The sequence below is a fragment of the Nitrospirota bacterium genome (assembly GCA_035873375.1).
GTDB lineage: Bacteria > Nitrospirota > Thermodesulfovibrionia > Thermodesulfovibrionales > JdFR-85 > BMS3Bbin07.
Window position 1 is genome coordinate 21,756 of record JAYWMQ010000019.1, and the last position, 16,324, is coordinate 38,079.

Annotated in this window: 16 protein-coding genes; 15 read left to right on the forward strand and 1 reads right to left on the reverse strand. The window is 47.9% G+C overall.

Going from position 1 to position 16,324, the window contains the following annotated elements; genetic code table 11:
• Positions 1–79: 79 nt before the first annotated feature.
• On the reverse strand, positions 80–2,314 hold the full coding sequence (locus VST71_04700; protein MEC4685018.1) for a hypothetical protein: 2,235 nt from the start codon (positions 2,312–2,314) through the stop codon (positions 80–82).
• 382 nt (positions 2,315–2,696) lie between these two features.
• On the opposite strand from VST71_04700, the gene VST71_04705 reads away from it, so the two are divergent.
• From VST71_04705 to pstB, 15 genes are all read left to right on the forward strand, one after another.
• Positions 2,697–3,647, forward strand: a complete 951-nt coding sequence (locus tag VST71_04705; GenBank protein MEC4685019.1) for a hypothetical protein — start codon at positions 2,697–2,699, stop codon at positions 3,645–3,647.
• Complete coding sequence (locus tag VST71_04710) at positions 3,644–4,432, forward strand: glycosyltransferase family protein (protein MEC4685020.1); 789 nt, start codon at positions 3,644–3,646, stop codon at positions 4,430–4,432. The genes VST71_04705 and VST71_04710 overlap by 4 nt, the downstream gene beginning before the upstream one ends.
• A 26-nt stretch (positions 4,433–4,458) precedes the next feature.
• Positions 4,459–5,313: a 1-deoxy-D-xylulose-5-phosphate synthase N-terminal domain-containing protein gene (locus VST71_04715; GenBank protein MEC4685021.1), complete on the forward strand. Its 855-nt coding sequence runs from the start codon at positions 4,459–4,461 to the stop codon at positions 5,311–5,313.
• 231 nt (positions 5,314–5,544) lie between these two features.
• On the forward strand, positions 5,545–6,468 hold the full coding sequence (locus tag VST71_04720) for a transketolase C-terminal domain-containing protein (protein ID MEC4685022.1): 924 nt from the start codon (positions 5,545–5,547) through the stop codon (positions 6,466–6,468).
• Entirely contained in the window at positions 6,446–7,777 is a 1,332-nt protein-coding gene (locus VST71_04725) for an aminotransferase class III-fold pyridoxal phosphate-dependent enzyme (protein MEC4685023.1), read from the forward strand. Before VST71_04720 ends, VST71_04725 begins: the two co-directional genes overlap by 23 nt.
• A 6-nt stretch (positions 7,778–7,783) precedes the next feature.
• On the forward strand, positions 7,784–8,587 hold the full coding sequence (locus tag VST71_04730; protein MEC4685024.1) for an SDR family oxidoreductase: 804 nt from the start codon (positions 7,784–7,786) through the stop codon (positions 8,585–8,587).
• Entirely contained in the window at positions 8,584–9,084 is a 501-nt protein-coding gene (locus tag VST71_04735) for an HAD hydrolase family protein (GenBank protein ID MEC4685025.1), read from the forward strand. The genes VST71_04730 and VST71_04735 overlap by 4 nt, the downstream gene beginning before the upstream one ends.
• A 4-nt stretch (positions 9,085–9,088) precedes the next feature.
• Positions 9,089–9,985, forward strand: a complete 897-nt coding sequence (locus tag VST71_04740) for an N-acetylneuraminate synthase family protein (protein ID MEC4685026.1) — start codon at positions 9,089–9,091, stop codon at positions 9,983–9,985.
• An 8-nt stretch (positions 9,986–9,993) separates the two neighbouring features.
• On the forward strand, positions 9,994–10,314 hold the full coding sequence (locus VST71_04745; GenBank protein ID MEC4685027.1) for a multidrug efflux SMR transporter: 321 nt from the start codon (positions 9,994–9,996) through the stop codon (positions 10,312–10,314).
• Positions 10,315–10,437: 123 nt separating this feature from the next.
• Entirely contained in the window at positions 10,438–10,668 is a 231-nt protein-coding gene (locus VST71_04750; GenBank protein MEC4685028.1) for a hypothetical protein, read from the forward strand.
• 169 nt (positions 10,669–10,837) lie between these two features.
• Complete coding sequence (locus VST71_04755) at positions 10,838–12,331, forward strand: alkaline phosphatase (protein MEC4685029.1); 1,494 nt, start codon at positions 10,838–10,840, stop codon at positions 12,329–12,331.
• Between the two features lie 291 nt (positions 12,332–12,622).
• Positions 12,623–13,633: a phosphate ABC transporter substrate-binding protein PstS gene (gene pstS, locus VST71_04760; GenBank protein MEC4685030.1), complete on the forward strand. Its 1,011-nt coding sequence runs from the start codon at positions 12,623–12,625 to the stop codon at positions 13,631–13,633.
• A 153-nt stretch (positions 13,634–13,786) separates the two neighbouring features.
• Entirely contained in the window at positions 13,787–14,728 is a 942-nt protein-coding gene (gene pstC / locus VST71_04765) for a phosphate ABC transporter permease subunit PstC (GenBank protein ID MEC4685031.1), read from the forward strand.
• Positions 14,725–15,570 (forward strand): phosphate ABC transporter permease PstA, encoded by an 846-nt coding sequence (gene pstA / locus VST71_04770; protein ID MEC4685032.1) that lies wholly within the window; start codon positions 14,725–14,727, stop codon positions 15,568–15,570. Before pstC ends, pstA begins: the two co-directional genes overlap by 4 nt.
• Positions 15,567–16,324 (forward strand): phosphate ABC transporter ATP-binding protein PstB (pstB, locus tag VST71_04775; GenBank protein MEC4685033.1); only part of this gene is annotated, 758 nt, incomplete at its 3' end. The genes pstA and pstB, both read left to right, overlap by 4 nt.

A 16,324-nucleotide genomic window follows, 5' to 3' on the forward strand; every position in this document is an offset into this window, starting at 1 on the left:
TGCCCGGGGGATATGTCGGATTGCTGCTGTTGAGCCTGAGCATGATGAGTGTAAGGATTTTACTGTCAGAAGATCTGCCTTACCTGCAAAGGCTGTCGATTCCTATTATTCGCGGATAATCCCATATGCTCATATAAAGGGCATCAAAGCGTCTGTGCTTAATCTGATCCTCTTCCCGCTTCCAGAAGTAGAGATTGCTGACAGGGTAGAGGTAGCCGAATTCGTAGGCAGTAAAACTCTTCCTCTGCCTTGCGATCAAACCTACGGGGTAGCGATAGATTTGTTCCTGCTTTAAAACAAGTTTTTGTGCCCTGAGCCGGACCGCTTCGGCCTCCTTTAGAAGATAACCGGCCTTGTTCGGAAGGTTTTTATTGTTTTTGTCCCCTTTCCGCATGGCGATCAGCGTCTTTAGAAGCAGGGCCTTGTGCCTGGCCCTCAGGGCGGTTACCTTCAGCCCCCTCGTCAGTTCCCCGGCTATCACTTTCAATTCAGGCGAGGCATCCCTGGTCCTCTTAATAAAAGAGGAGGTTTGAATCTCGATCTTATCTGTGATCAGGTTCATCTTGCGGGCATATTCGTTAAGGGAATTAACCGGTCCGTTCAAGACCCGGGCTGTTTCCGCATAAGAGGCTTTGACAAGAAGCCATTTGTATGCAAACGGAGGCCTTGGCTGAAAGGGTTTATTAAAGGGCCGGGGAAACTCGGCAGAAGGGTCAAGGGCAGCCAGAAAAGAGATTAACCCCAACTGCTTCAAATAATACTTCTGCAGTTGAAGCGCTTCCTTCCATGACTGTTGAAGGTCATGGTCCGGAAAAATATCCCAGAGAATGCTGAGGGGATGAGTTTTCTTCACGATCCCGTCTTCCGTATATTTCCAGGACCAGCGTGCAATGCTCCAGTCTGTAAGCCAGTACCCCCACTCCCATCCCGAACTGAATGTGAGATGGTTATCAACCCCGATCCGCTTCATTGTAACCATATCAGACCACCTTGCATCAAGATAGGGGAGCAGGAAGAGGGGCACAGAGTTGTCAAAGGTGACCCAGTATGCTGACTCAGGCCAGTACCAGACCTCCTGTCTTTTGTTTTCCCCGATTGCCTTTCGGAGCATGAAGCGCTGGTTTTTGTTGCCATATACCGGGGCAACAGGCTCATCTATGGAATAGAACATGACCGTATGAATTAAAATTCCCGTCTTCCCAACCGGTTCTGTTTCCCTTTTCTTTTGCGCCTTTTTTGAGGAGAAGGGATTTGCCTTCTTCGATATTACATGCGTTGTAAACATGAGTTTTCTATTGTATTTCTCCGTAACCTGTTTCACCATATATTCCTTTGTCTCCGGCATGACCGTGGCCAGGTCAGGAAGGTATTCTCCCATGGTGAAGTCAACAGTGACGAAATCCCATGGTGCCTTGAAGAGCCAGGCAAGGGTGTCGTCTATCTGTTTTCTGTAGGAAGGAAAAAACTTAAGTAACTTGATTGTCTGAAATGCCTTTTGCTGAAGCATGGAAAGCGATATCTCCACACCTGTAAGTATTCCCCGTTTATGTGCATAATCAACAAACTCTGCAGCATGTGCTATCCAGAGCTTGCGGTCAATGTCCCTGAGCAGGAAGAACTGAAAGAGGTTTTGCTGGTTTCGTGCAAGCCAGTCAATGTATTCCTTTATATCCGGGAGGGCATCCGGGTAGTCAGGGTCGTGAAGCTGTCTGCTGAGCTCAATGGGGTGGAGTGAATGGATATGAAAACCCTTTTTGTCAAAACGGGGGAATGCCTTCCACTGAAAACCGACGGGCAGAGGCCAGTTTTGATGGTGTGGGATTATGGTTCTTTTTGGATGATAAAACTTGAATCCCAGCTTCTCCTGCAGGAGTCCGTAAAGGCCAAAACTCATACCTTCAAAGGACGGGGAGCTCAGCCTCAATATGATTGTTCCGTCTCTGCAGGAGGAATCCCATTGATACTCATGATCAGGGTAACGGAGATAATCATATTTTCTTCCCCTGATAAACCGTGAACTTCCGGCCTGACTGTCCGGATTGATGCTGTTCAGAATTATCTGTATATCTGCATCACGGTTGTTCAGTGATATGTCCAGGTTACTGAATCCTTGTCCGAGCAGCTGGATAACATCGTCTATGGTTGTCCCTGTAACAGAGTTTTCGAGTATCTCCACAGGTGCAATGAGACTGACGGTCTGAATGCCGGCCGGGTTACAGTAGGAAGAGGCGGTGACGGGTATTGTGAGAATAAATAGGATAAAAAATATTGAGGCATTTGCCTGCAAAATAAGGGAGTTTTTGAAAGTTTTCATATTTTATGACTGAATCATCCGGCTGCCACCGCTATTATTAAGCCGAAACTGTTCAGAGAGACCAGCAAAAACTGCTCTTTACACACCCCCTACCCCCTCTTTTTAGAGGGGAGTTATACACTCCCTTTTTACCTCTCTGTCACTCCTTCCGCTATGACCAGAAATGTCTCAAACTTTCCCCTCTATCAAGAGGGGATTAAGGGGTGTGTTCCTTTTCTTCGGAACTGAATTATTACAACAGACTAAAGTGTACATGAAGGGGATTACAGGGCCGTTACATTAATATGAAGAGATGATTAAATGCAGGAGGGGCATATTCTTAACAGAGATTTAATATTTCTTTAATGCCCGTGTAACAGCAGGGGCGTATCATTAATATCGTATGGGAAAGGTACTGTTTATATGCGGTTCCCTCAATCAGACCACGATTATGCACGAGATATCCAGGCATCTTTCAGAGTTCGACTGCTATTTTACACCCTATTACGGTGATGGCCTCATACATGTTCTGAACAATTACGGGATGCTTGATTTCACTGTTATGGGCGGAAGATTCAGGCAGCAGACAGACGACTATCTGAAGAGTGCGGGGGGCAGGATAGACTACAGGGGTGCTTCCAATGATTATGACCTTGTGGTAACGTGCCAGGATTTGATTATCCAGAAGAATATCAGAAAAAAGAAAGTTGTACTTGTGCAGGAGGGAATGACTGATCCTGAAAACTTTATTTACCGCCTTGTCAAGAGGTTTAAACTTCCCCGCTACCTTGCAAGCACTGCTGCTACAGGGCTGTCGGATGCCTACGAAAAATTCTGTGTTGCATCTGAAGGCTACAGGGAACACTTTATCGGGAAAGGTGTGAAGCCTGAAAAGATAGCAGTTACAGGCATACCGAATTTTGATAACGCTATCCAGTATCTGGACAACAGGTTTCCATACAGGGGTTATGTCCTTGTGGCAACCTCTGATACACGTGAGACTTTTAAGCTGGATAACAGGGAGAAATTTCTCAGGAATGCTGTCTCCATTGCAAACGGACGGCAATTGATCTTTAAACTCCATCCAAATGAAAAGGTGGAAAGATCAACAAGAGAAATAAATAGGCACGCACCTGATGCCGTTATATTTTCAGATGGCGATATCAACCCCATGATAGCAAATTGCGATGTGCTGATAACACAGTATTCGTCTGTCTCATTTATAGGTCTGGCCCTTGGTAAAGAGGTATATTCCTACTTTGATTTGGATATGCTAAGGAGACTGCTTCCCATTCAGAACGGCGGTATATCGGCAAGGAGAATTGCAGAGGTATGCAGGGGGTATCTGCATTGAGTCAAAACATCGTAATCGTGATACAGGCAAGGTCAGGCTCTACACGCCTTCCCCGCAAGGTCTTAAAACCACTTGCTGGCAAAACCGTGCTGTATCATATGGTAAAGAGGGTGGAGCGGGCAAGGCTGGCAAGCCATGTGGTTGTTGCAACTACAACGGACCCCGGGGATGATATTATTGAATCCCTCTGCAGGGACAACGGCTTTGAGTGTTTCAGGGGGAATGAAACAGACCTCCTGGACAGACACTACAGGGCAGGTATCAAGTACAATGCAGACGTGGTTGTCAAGATTCCTTCAGACTGTCCGCTGATTGACCCGCAGATTATAGACAGGGTATTGAGATATCATCTGGACAATTGCGGGAGGTTCGATTATGTAAGTAACCTCCATCCACCAACCTATCCGGATGGCAATGACGTTGAGGTCATGCCGATGCAGGTTCTTGAGACTGCCTGGAGGGAGGCAGAAAAAGAGTTTGAAAGGGAACACACCACACCATTTATATGGAACAATCCCGAGAGGTTTCGCATAGGAAATGTAACGTGGGAGACCGGGCTGGATTTTTCGAATATCCTCAGGTGGGTGTTGGATTATGAAGAAGACTATCAGTTTATCAGGACTGTTTATGAGGAACTTTACCCGGTTAACCCTTTCTTCGGTTTTGACGATGTGTTGCACCTTTTGAGCATACGGCCCGAAATCAGGGGCCTTAATAATATGTACCGTGGAATGAACTGGTACGGGCAATACGAGCATGAATTGAAGGCCGTTGCACTTTCATGAAGAGTTTGAATTGAGATTGTCTGGAGATGGATAATCATATGGAAAAACATGCCCTGATAAGGCTGAAAGAACGTGCCCTGAAGGTGAGGGGGCATATACTCGGGATGGCGGCGAGGGGCGGCTGTTTTGTGGGCTCAGCCCTGTCATGTACTGACCTGGTGGTTTTCCTTTACTCCCGGTTTCTTAATATAGCAAAGGACAACCTGAACGACCCTGGCCGTGATTACCTCTTCCTGTCAAAGGGACACGCCGTCCCCGTGCTTTACGGCACCTTTGCCGAGCTCGGCTTCATTCACCCCGGCAGGCTGAAAAATCATCTCAGCACGGATGACTCTGTCTACTGGCACCCTAACAGGGATATCCCCGGTATAGAATTTCACTCCGGCTCCCTGGGGCATATGCTTGCCGTAGCCTCGGGTGTGGCGCTGGAGTGCAAAATGAAAAAACAGGACAACAGAATAGTGGTGATTGTCGGCGACGGAGAGCTGAACGAAGGCTCGGTCTGGGAGGCCCTGCTCATTGCCTCTGCTTACAGGCTGGATAACCTCGTTATTGTAGTGGACAGGAACCGTCTTCAGGCAAACGCAGGGACTGAAGACCTCATCCCGCTGGAACCGTTGATTCCAAAGCTCCAGGCCTTTGGCATGTCTGTAAAAAGCATTGACGGGCATGACTTTCAGGATATGGAGGATGTATTTTCCAATATCCCTTTTGAAGCTGACAGGCCCGGTGTTGTGATAGCTCATACAATTCGGGGAAAGGGGCTGCCGGAGATTGAAGACCGTGTGGATAAATGGTTTTGTAAGTATTCTGATGAGGAGGCAGGGCGTTTGATAAAGGCGCTGAAATCCAGTAATGAACGGTTGTTGGAAGCGATATGACAGAGTCTTCACTCATTCTCGTCCCGGCATCCCGCCGGGACTCCGAGGTAATTTCGCAATTCACCATCCGGGTGAATTTAGTGCGAAATTAAAACCGTTCAGAGTCTATCATTTCGCTCTCTTTCTATAATTGAGGCTTTTTAACGCTGGATCTGGGATTTAAAGATATTGCGCAAACTCTTTCGTCTTTGGAGAAGTGGCTGAGCACATAATGGCAGGAAGGAGCATGAGATGAACTATGAAGAGCTATTAAAAGAGATTGTCCTGAGTGACGAGAGGTTTGTTGTGATGACTGCTGAAAACCGTTCAGCTATAAGGAATATTCCTGAGTGCCTTGGAGAGAGATTTATTGATGTGGGGATTGCTGAGCAGTCAATGATCGGCATTGCCGCCGGATTGGCACTGAGGGGACGGATTCCCGTTGTCCATGCACTGTCAGCCTTTCTTACGATGAGGGCCTTTGAGTTTATCCGGACGGATATAGGCATTGCAGGTCTGCCAATAAAACTGGTCGGTGCGTTTCCGGGCTTCCTCTCAGAGGCGAACGGGCCAACCCATCAGGCCATTGAGGATATTGCGCTTATGCGGGGTATCCCTTCCATGAATGTGTTCTGTCCATCTGATGAGGAGGATATGCTCATAGGGCTGGAGACGATACTGAAGAGTCCCCGGCCTTCATATATTCGTTTTAATGACCTTGAATCCTCAGTCAAACACGATAATGTTTTTCATACAGGAAGGGCTGAGATTCTTTCCGAGGGAGAGGATATCACGATTCTGACGTATGGCACCCTTTTCAGGGAGGCAAACAGGGCCATGAGGCTCCTGGAGGCAGAGGGCAAGTCAGTAGGGCTTATTAATCTCAGGACGCTGAAACCCATTGATGAAGAGACGATAATAAATGCCGCAATGCAGACATCTCTGCTCGTAACTGTGGAGGACCACTTTCTTGCGGGAGGGCTTTTCTCGATTCTGGGAGAGATGTTTTTAAGACATAACGTTACCTGCAGGGTTCTCCCCTTCGGGCTGGATGAAAGATGGTTCAGACCGGCCATGCTTCAGGATATCCTTGAGTGCGAAGGGCTGACAGGAGAGAAGATAGCGGATAAAATCCTAAAGGAGTCAGAAAAATATGCTGAGTACATTAAAGTTTAAAAAGTCTAATCCTGATATTGCCGGGTCTGACAGGCTGTATCTCCGGGCATTGGGCCTAATCCCCAATGTCACGCAGACACTTGCCAAGGGTCCCACCCAGCATGTAAAGGGAGTTGCACCAAAGTATCTTGTAAGTGGCAAAGGTTCTCACGTTCTGGATGTGGACGGTAACGAGTTTGTTGATTTTGATATGGCGATAGGCCCTGTCTCCCTCGGCTACTGTTATGACCCGGTGGATGATGCTATCAGGAGGCAGCTTGATGAGGGGATAACGTTTTCATTGATGCATCCCCTGGAGGTAGAGGTTGCGGAGCTGATACAGAGCGTAATTCCTAATGCAGAGTCAGTTCGTTTCAGCAAGACCGGGGCGGATGTAACCAGCGCTGCAGTCAGGCTTGCCAGGGCTTTTACAGGCAGGAATAAAATCCTCTGCTGTGGATATCATGGATGGCACGACTGGTATATTGGTATAACAAGCAGAAGCAACGGGGTTCCCCAGGCAGTCAGGGACCTTACATATACCTTCAACTACAATGATATTGATTCTGTAATGGAGGCCCTTGATGACGACACCGCGTGTGTCATCCTGGAGCCTGTTGTGTTTGAAGCCCCAAGGGATAACTTCCTGCACGCCTTGCAGGATATCTGCCGGCGCAATGGCACGCTGCTGATATTTGATGAGATGTGGACGGGTTTCAGGCTTGCAGTAGGAGGTGCCCAGGAGTATTTTTCAGTCACTCCCGACCTTGCCTGTTACTCAAAGGCGATTGCAAACGGTATGCCCCTGTCTGTGCTGACAGGCAGAAGAGACGTTATGTCGCTCCTTGAGGAGGATGTCTTTTTCTTTACAACCTTTGGTGGTGAGGCCCTCTCCCTTGCTGCAGCACAGGCAACCATTACCGAGATAAAGACTAAGGATGTGCCTGCGTATATTTCGCTTCAGGGAAAGATATTAAAGGACGGATACAACAGGATTGCTGAAGGTCTGGATATGCCCTATACCCGCTGCACTGGATTTGATTGCCGGAGCATCGTCACCTTTGATGCATCTGCCGGTAATCCCCTGGAGATGAAATCCCTCATGCAGCAGGAGATGATAAAGCGGGGGATTCTGTGGTCAGGCTTTCATAATATCTGCTTCAGCCATACGGATGAAGACATCGAGTATACACTGAATGTATACAGTGAGGTGTTGCAGATTTTGAAGCAGGCTGTTTCAGCAGGGGATGTCAGGGGATTTCTCGAAGGAAAGCCCCTTGAGCCGGTCTTCAGAAAAACGTCTGGGTTCAATATAAAACCCGGAAAGTAGGTGGTTATGGATAACTTTTCATTGGAGGGCAAGGTGGCGGTTGTGACCGGCGGGCTCGGACTGCTTGGCAGGGAGCACTGCCATGCCCTCTCAGAGGCCGGGGCAAAAGTAATAGTTGCAGATCTTGATGAGAGTATGAGTCAGGAGTTTGCAGATACTCTTCCCTCTGATTCCCGGGGAATCTTCCTTGATGTAACAGAGGCTGATTCCATTAAAAAATTCCTTCAGAGGGTGACAGGAGAGTTCGGGCAGGTGGATATCCTTGTCAATAACGCAGGGGTCAATGATATGTTTGAAAATCCTGCCCTTGCACCAGAGCTGTCAAAGTTTGAAAACTATCCGCTTCAGATGTGGAAGAAGATGATGGATGTAAATGTAACCGGCGTATTCCTTTGCTCCCAGGTTATAGGGGGACAAATGGCCAGGCAGGGCAGCGGCAGTATCATCAATATTGCATCCATATACGGGGTTGTTGCCCCGGACCAGTCGATTTACTGCAAGCCGACGGGTGAGCAGCAATTCTACAAATCTCCCGCATATCCAGCAAGCAAGGGCGCAGTTCTCTCCCTTACAAGGTTTCTGGCATCGTACTGGGGACGGTCGGGTGTGCGTGTAAATGCCATCTCTCCAGGGGGTGTTGAAAATTCGCAGGCCACGCACTTTATAGAAAACTATTCCCGGAAGACCCCGCTTTGCAGGATGGCGAAGAGTTCGGATTACAGGGGGGCGATTGTCTTCCTGGCAAGCGAGGCATCCGGGTATATGACGGGTGCAAACATGATAGTTGACGGGGGGCTGGTTGTTATATGAGTCACAGCCTGAAGGAAAAGGCAGGGAAGATAAAACTCCTGATAAGTGATGTAGACGGCGTATGGACTGATGCGGGAGTATTTTATTCTGAAGACGGGGAGTTGTTAAAGCGGTTCTCCATAAGGGATGGTATGGGTGTAGAACGGCTGAGGGAACTTGTGAATGTGGAGACAGGAATTATTACAGGTGAAAACTCGGGTGCTGTTAGAAAGCGTGCCGAGAAGCTCAGGATAAAAGAGGTGAAACTGAACGTCAGGGATAAGGCAGGGGCCTTGAAGGAGATTATGGAGAGGAGAAACCTGAGCAGTGAGGAGATATCATACATAGGGGATGATGTAAACGATATCGCAGTAATGGAGATGGTGGGGCTTTCCGCGTGTCCTGCCGATGCCATTGCATCTGTCAGGGATATTGCGGATTTTGTCTGTAACAACACCGGCGGCAACGGTGCCTTCAGGGATTTTGCCGAGATGATCATACTTTTTAAAAAGAGGTGATACTATGAGAAAGGTAAGATTGAAGGACAGATTTATAGGTGATGGTGAGCCGGTTTATGTCATTGGCGAGATAGGCATAAACCACAATGGCTCAATGGATGTGGCAAAGAAGTTGATTGACGGTGCGGCCTTTGCCGGGTGCAATGCCGTTAAATTTCAGAAGCGGACTCCTGAGAAATGCGTTCCAAAGGACCAGTGGCATATTGAGAGGGATACCCCGTGGGGAAGGATGACCTATATTGAATACAGGCACAGGGTTGAGTTCAACTGCCCTCAATACGAAGAGCTTATAAAGTATTGTTTGGCAAAGGGTATAGACTGGTTTGCCTCTTGCTGGGATGAGGAGGCTGTTGATTTTATTGAAGAGTTCTCTCCTCCCCTTCATAAGGCCCCGTCTGCAGCATTAACAGACCATTCGCTGCTTTCAAGAATGAGGTTGACCGGCAGGCCGCTTATAATATCCACAGGTATGTCGACCATGCAGGAGATATCTGAGGCCGTAAAGGTTGTCGGGACAGAGGACCTTCTGATCGCCCATTCCACATCGACCTATCCCTGCGGCCTGGATGAATTGAACCTGAAGATGCTTATGACCCTGAGGGAGATGTTTCCTGCCGTGCCGATCGGCTACTCAGGACACGAGATAGGGCTTGCACCAACATGGTCGGCCGTTACTCTCGGGGCCTCCTTTGTTGAACGCCATATCACCCTTGACCGTGCAATGTGGGGGACGGATCAGGCAGCCTCAGTGGAGATTATAGGAATGCATCGGCTTATAAGAAACATCAGGGATATTGAGAAGGCCATGGGAGACGGTGTTAAGCGGGTTTACGAAAGTGAACTGAGTTCCCTCAGGAAGATGCGCCGGCAGCACAGGGAAACCGTGATGAGTGACGTCTGAAACCCTCAATGCACTGGGTTTATCTGATTATAGCCGGAGTATTGGAGGTTGGGTGGATATACAGCCTCAAATTCACAGAGGGGTTTACCCGTTTACTGCCAATACTCTCCTATGCCTTGTTCGGGGCAGGGGCCGCTTTCTTCCTCTCCCTGTCATTAAAGGTCCTGCCCGTGGGTATTACATATGCCATCTGGACAGGTATAGCGATTGCCGGCAGTAATGTTGTAGGGATGCTTATCTTTGAGGAACCCTACAGGTTCCTGCAACTGTTTTATATCTTCCTTATACTCTTTGGGGTAGCCGGACTTCAAATATCCTCCATGCGCTGATTAAAAGAGGGGTCAGGTTCCGGATTTCTTGAAGACGTAATACAGCTTTAATATTACTGTAGCATTGCCGTGTTAGTATAAAATTATCAAAAGGTAAGAAAAACCTGAAAAACAGGGGGATAGATGGTCTGTAAATATTATCTTGAAAACAACAATGAATGTAAACACAGCTTGCCGGTGGTGCCATCGTACAGCAACTTCATATGTGCGCAATTTCCTGAAAAATGTCCCGTCTTTCTCTGGAAGCACGCTGCCTTGACAGAGAATATCGATCATTATGAAGGGGCAATTGAGGAGAGTGTCAAGACAGGGGTGAAACTGAAGACGTTCAGTGATAATCCTGTCGTTTCCTAATCGTTTCTTAATCATTAAAGGTGTGTGCTGTTTTTTGACTCAGGCTGCAGGCGAAGATGTTGATAAACCAAACAATTTTTATCAAAGGAGGAGGCATTTCGTGAAGACAGGGAATCGTTTCAAGGGTTTTTTTGCAGTAAGCTCTATATTTCTTCTTTTCTACGTGCTTATGGTCTTCAGCCCGGGGGTTGCAAGGGCTGAAAACCCTGAACAATGGTTTGAGGATGGACAAAAGGCTGTTGAGGCTGCCAAGAGGCTGAAACCCGTTAACAGGCGTGCAAGGAATGTAATCCTCTTTATCGGTGATGGCATGGGTGTTTCAACTGTCACTGCCGCCCGAATCCTTGAGGGACAGCTAAGGGGAGAAACCGGGGAAGAGAATCTGCTGAGCTTTGAAAGGCTGCCTTATGTGGCGCTTTCAAAGACCTACAACACCAACCAGCAGGTGCCTGATTCAGCAGGGGCCATGACCGCAATGGTGACAGGCGTAAAGACCAAGGCAGGCCTTATAGCCGTCAACCAGAATGTTATACGCGGTGATTACACCACTGTTTCAGGGAACGAACTCACCACAATACTTGAGATAGCGGAGAAGGCCGGGATGTCAACAGGCGTGGTAACTACAACCCGCATAACCCATGCAACCCCGGCTGCGACCTATTCACACAGTCCCGAGCGCAACTGGGAAGATGACCATGACCTTCCCGCTGATGCAAAGGCGGCTGATTTTCCGGATATCGCCCGTCAATTAATAGAGTTTCCCTATGGCGACGGACTGGAGGTCGTGCTTGGTGGTGGTCGCCGCAGCTTCCTGCCAAGAAGCATGTCAGACCCTGAGTATCCGGACAGGACAGGTGAGAGGGATGATGGCCGTTATCTGGCAGAAGAGTGGCAGGAAAAGTATCCCTTTTCAGTCTATGTCTGGAACAAAACCCAGTTTAATGCCGTTGATCCTTACAGTACGAAACACCTGCTCGGATTATTTGAACCCTCACATATGAAGTATGAGTACGACCGTTCCGGTGATGCTGCCGGAGAACCTTCCCTGAGCGAGATGACTTCAAAGGCCATTGATATCCTTTCAAGGAATAAAAAAGGCTTTTTCCTGATGGTTGAAGGAGGCCGGATTGACCATGCCAGCCATGCCGGCAATGCATTCCGTGCCCTTACAGAGGCCATTGAATTTTCAAATGCGGTTAAGACCGCTATGGAGAAGATCAACCCTGAAGATACACTGGTTATAGTTACGGCAGACCATAGTCATGTATTCACGATGGCAGGTTATCCGACCCGTGGAAACGACATCCTGGGTAAGGTCATCGGCAACGACAGCAGGGGAGAGCCCTTGACGGATTATGCAACGGACTCCAACGGCCTTCCATACACTACTCTTGGCTATGCCAACGGCCCCGGTTACATCCCGGGAGACAGGCCTGACCTTACCGGTGTGGATACCGCCGCTCCCGACTACAGGCAGGAGGCAACCATTCCCAAACGCAGTGAGACACATGCCGGGGAGGATGTTGCAATCTATGCCGGGGGCCCGGGGGCAAGTCTGCTGCACGGTGTTCAGGAGCAGAACGTGATTTATCACGTCATTGCTGAGGCGTTAAAGGCAGGACATATTGGACATAAGGGAGATTATGGAAAAGGCAGAAGATAGACCCAGGGTTGTTTGAGTACAAAACGGATTGAACCATGATAACCGCACTCCCCGCACTTTCCCCTTTCAGGGAAGGGGCGGGGAATTTTTTATCCCATCAAAACAGCCTTCTTCCTGAAAAATTAACGTATCTGTAATATTACCGTAACACGCAGATGTTAATATCCATCATTCTTTTTTATCAGGGAGGTGAGATATGAGCAAGAAGCAAGTAATGCCTTTTTAACAGAACTGTAACAGTCTTGTAACATTGCTGTAACATAAGAGAAGTAAAATTACTAAGGAGGATATATGAAGACTATTTTGACACTGGTAGCAGCAATTACACTCATCTTTTCATTTGGCATTGCCGGAGCGGCAGAAACGCTTAATGGTGCAGGTGCCTCTTTTCCCTATCCTGTCTATTCTGCATGGGGATATAATTACAACAAGGCCACAGGCATTAGACTCAATTACCAGTCCATAGGCTCAGGTGGCGGGGTTAGGCAGATCATAAACAGGACAGTTGATTTTGGTGCCTCTGATGCTCCGCTGAAGCCGGAAAAGCTTGAAAAAGAGAATCTGATGCAGTTTCCTGCAGTGATTGGCGGGGTTGTTCCTGTGTTTAATCTGCCGGGTATAGAGCCTGGTGCAATCAAGCTGACCTCCAATGCACTGTGCAAGGTGCTGCTTGGTGATATAACGTACTGGGATAACAAGGATATCAAGAAATTGAATCCGGATGTGCCACTTAAACATAAAAAGATTACAGTTGTCCGCAGGTCCGACGGATCAGGCACAACAGCGATATTTACGACATATCTGAGCCAGGTATGTCCAGAGTGGAAAGAAAAGGTTGGTGCAGGAAAGGCGGTTAAATGGCCTGTCGGTATAGGCGGCAAGGGCAATGAGGGTGTGGCAAACTATGTGCAGAAGGTTAAGAACTCAATCGGATATGTTGAGTTTGCCTATGCAAAACAGAACAAACTCTCCTACCTTCGACTGGAGAACGCTGCCGGTAATTTTGTTAAGCCGAGCTTTGAGAGTTTTCAGGATGCAGCAGCCTCAGGCGATTTTGACCCGTCGAAACACTTCTATCTCTGGCTCACAAACGCCCCAGGTAAAAATGCATGGCCTATATCAGGTGCCACATTTATACTCCTTGCAAAGGAGAAGAAAGAGTCGAATCCGAAGGTTGTCAAGTTTTTTGACTGGGCATTTAAAAATGGCGATGATACTGCCAAAAGACTCGTTTATGTGCCCTTACCCGAGCCTTTAAAGAACAAGGTCAGAAAGTACTGGAAGTCTCAGGGGATTTATTAAGAAATCAGAATGCATTATTTGAAGAATATTTAAGGAATAGGGCCGGGTGTCTGCTACAATACTTGATACCTGGCCCTATTTATTTGTCTTCAGGGTTTGCAAATGAGTCAGTGAATTTTTTATTATGCCCTGCATATAAAGGAGAGATAAAAGTTGCCGGTACTTTTCAAGAAAAACCCGATTGACGTAGCATTCTCAATTATTACCGGCCTGGCCTCCCTGTCCGTTCTTGTCTTTATCATTGGAATACTGTATGTATTATTTACGGAATCATCACCTGCCATAGAAAAATTTGGAGTAATGAAGTTCCTGACCTCGACAGACTGGGACCCTGTGAGGGAGTCTTTCGGGGCAGCCACATCACTGTATGGCACGGCAGTAGCGACTGCAATAGCCCTCTTTATTGCCATACCTGTAGCAATCGGCATAGCGGTGTTTATAACTGAAATTTCCCCTGACTTTCTCAAGTCGCCTATAGGCATTGCCATTGAGCTCCTTGCCGCAATACCGAGCATCATTTACGGTATGTGGGGGCTCTTTGTTCTTGTGCCCATAATGGCAGACTATATAGAGCCGGCACTCCAGAGCACTTTGGGGAAAATCCCCCTCATAGGGATACTCTTTGAAGGCACACCCATGGGTATTGATCTTCTGACAGCAGGAATTATCCTGAGCATCATGATTATTCCCTTTACGGCAAGCATATCAAGGGATGCCTTTAACCTCACTCCGGAGATTGTAAAGGAATCCGCCTATGCCCTTGGGGCTACAAAGTGGGAGGTGGTAAAAAACGTTGTTATCCCCTATTCCAAGTTAGGCGTTTTTGGGGGCATAGTGCTTTCTCTTGGCAGGGCGCTTGGGGAGACAATGGCAGTTGCCTTTGTGCTTGGTAATAACCATCAGATTACCACATCACTCCTTGATGCCGCAGCAACAATCACGGTCACACTTGCAAATGAATTTACAGAGGCGGATTCGGATATATACCTTGCATCCCTCTTTTATCTGGCACTGATACTCTTTGTAATGAGCTTTATAACCCTGGCCATTGCAAAGTTCTTCCTCCTGAGGGCTGAAAGGAGGTTTACGAGGTGAAGAGGGAAAGAAAGAGGAAGATCGAGAGCTTTATTGCCCTCTCTCTGAGTACGCTTGCTGCCCTGTTCGGCCTCTTCTGGCTTGTCTTTATCCTTGGTGATGTCCTGATAGAAGGAATCGAGGCACTTAGCCCGGCCCTGTTTCTCAATGATCCGGTCCCTCCGGGTATGGCGGGAGGGGGGTTGAGAAATGCATTTGTGGGACAGTTGATGATAACCTTTTTTGCCACGCTTATCGGTGTCCCTGTAGGTGTGCTTGGCGGGACATTCCTTGCAGAGTATGCCCGGGGCAGGAAGGTTGCAAGGGTGATAAGCGTCCTCTCCGACATAATGGTCAGCGTTCCCTCCATTGTAATCGGGACATTTATATACGCAATACTCGTAAAGCCCGTTGGTCACTTCAACGGATGGGCAGGGTCGGCGGCACTTGCAATAATAATGATTCCCGTTGTCCTGAGAACCACAGAGGATATGCTCTCCCTTGTGCCATGGACACTAAGGGAGGCCGCCTTTGCCTTGGGGGCTCCTTATTACAAGGTGATTATTCAGGTGGTCTACAGGGGAGCGGCAGCCGGAATCCTTACAGGTATATTGCTCTCAATAGCCAGGGTTGCCGGTGAGACGGCACCGCTGCTCTTTACATCCTTTAACAACTCCTATTTCTCTACAAACATGAATGAACCGATAGCTTCACTTACAGTAAGCATATTTCAATACGCGATGGGCCCTTATGACAGCTGGCATGCACAGGCATGGGCTGCGTCTCTCATGATAACGGTATTTATCCTGATGCTGACGATCCTGGGCAGAGTTATAATCAGATGGAGGTATGGGAAGAGATGAGCGACACTGTTGAAATTGAAGTCAAGAGGCTTGATTTTTACTATTCAGGCGGAACACATGCCCTGAAAGAGATATCCTTGTCGGCATATAAAAATAACGTTATTGCCCTTATCGGGCCCTCCGGCTGTGGAAAGACCACGCTGCTGAGGTGTTTTAACAGAATGCATGACCTCTATCCTGGCAACAGGTATGAAGGAGAGATTATATTCAAGGACAGGGATATACTCTCAAAAGATATTGACCTGATTGATCTCAGGAGCCGTATCGGTATGGTGTTTCAGAAGCCCACACCCTTTCCCATGAGTATATTTGACAATATAGCCTACGGCCTGAAACTCAGGGGTGTGAAAAACAGGACAGAACTCTCTGAGCACGTTGAGCAGGCGCTCAGGCATGCAGCACTCTGGGATGAGGTGAAGGACAAGCTCCACTCAAGCGCCTATACCCTGTCCGGTGGCCAGCAGCAGAGACTCGTTATAGCGAGGGCACTTGCCGTGAAGCCTGAAGTGCTTCTGTTTGATGAACCAACATCTGCACTTGACCCCATCTCAACTGCTAAAATAGAAGAACTTGCCATAAACCTGAAGCGGGAGATAACGATCATTATAGTCACCCACAACATGCAGCAGGCGGCAAGGATTTCGGACTGGACGGGGTTTCTGATGCTTGGTGAGTTGATAGAATTTGACAGAACTGATAAAATCTTTACAAATCCCTCTCAGAAACTGACGGAAGACTATATAACAGGGAGGTT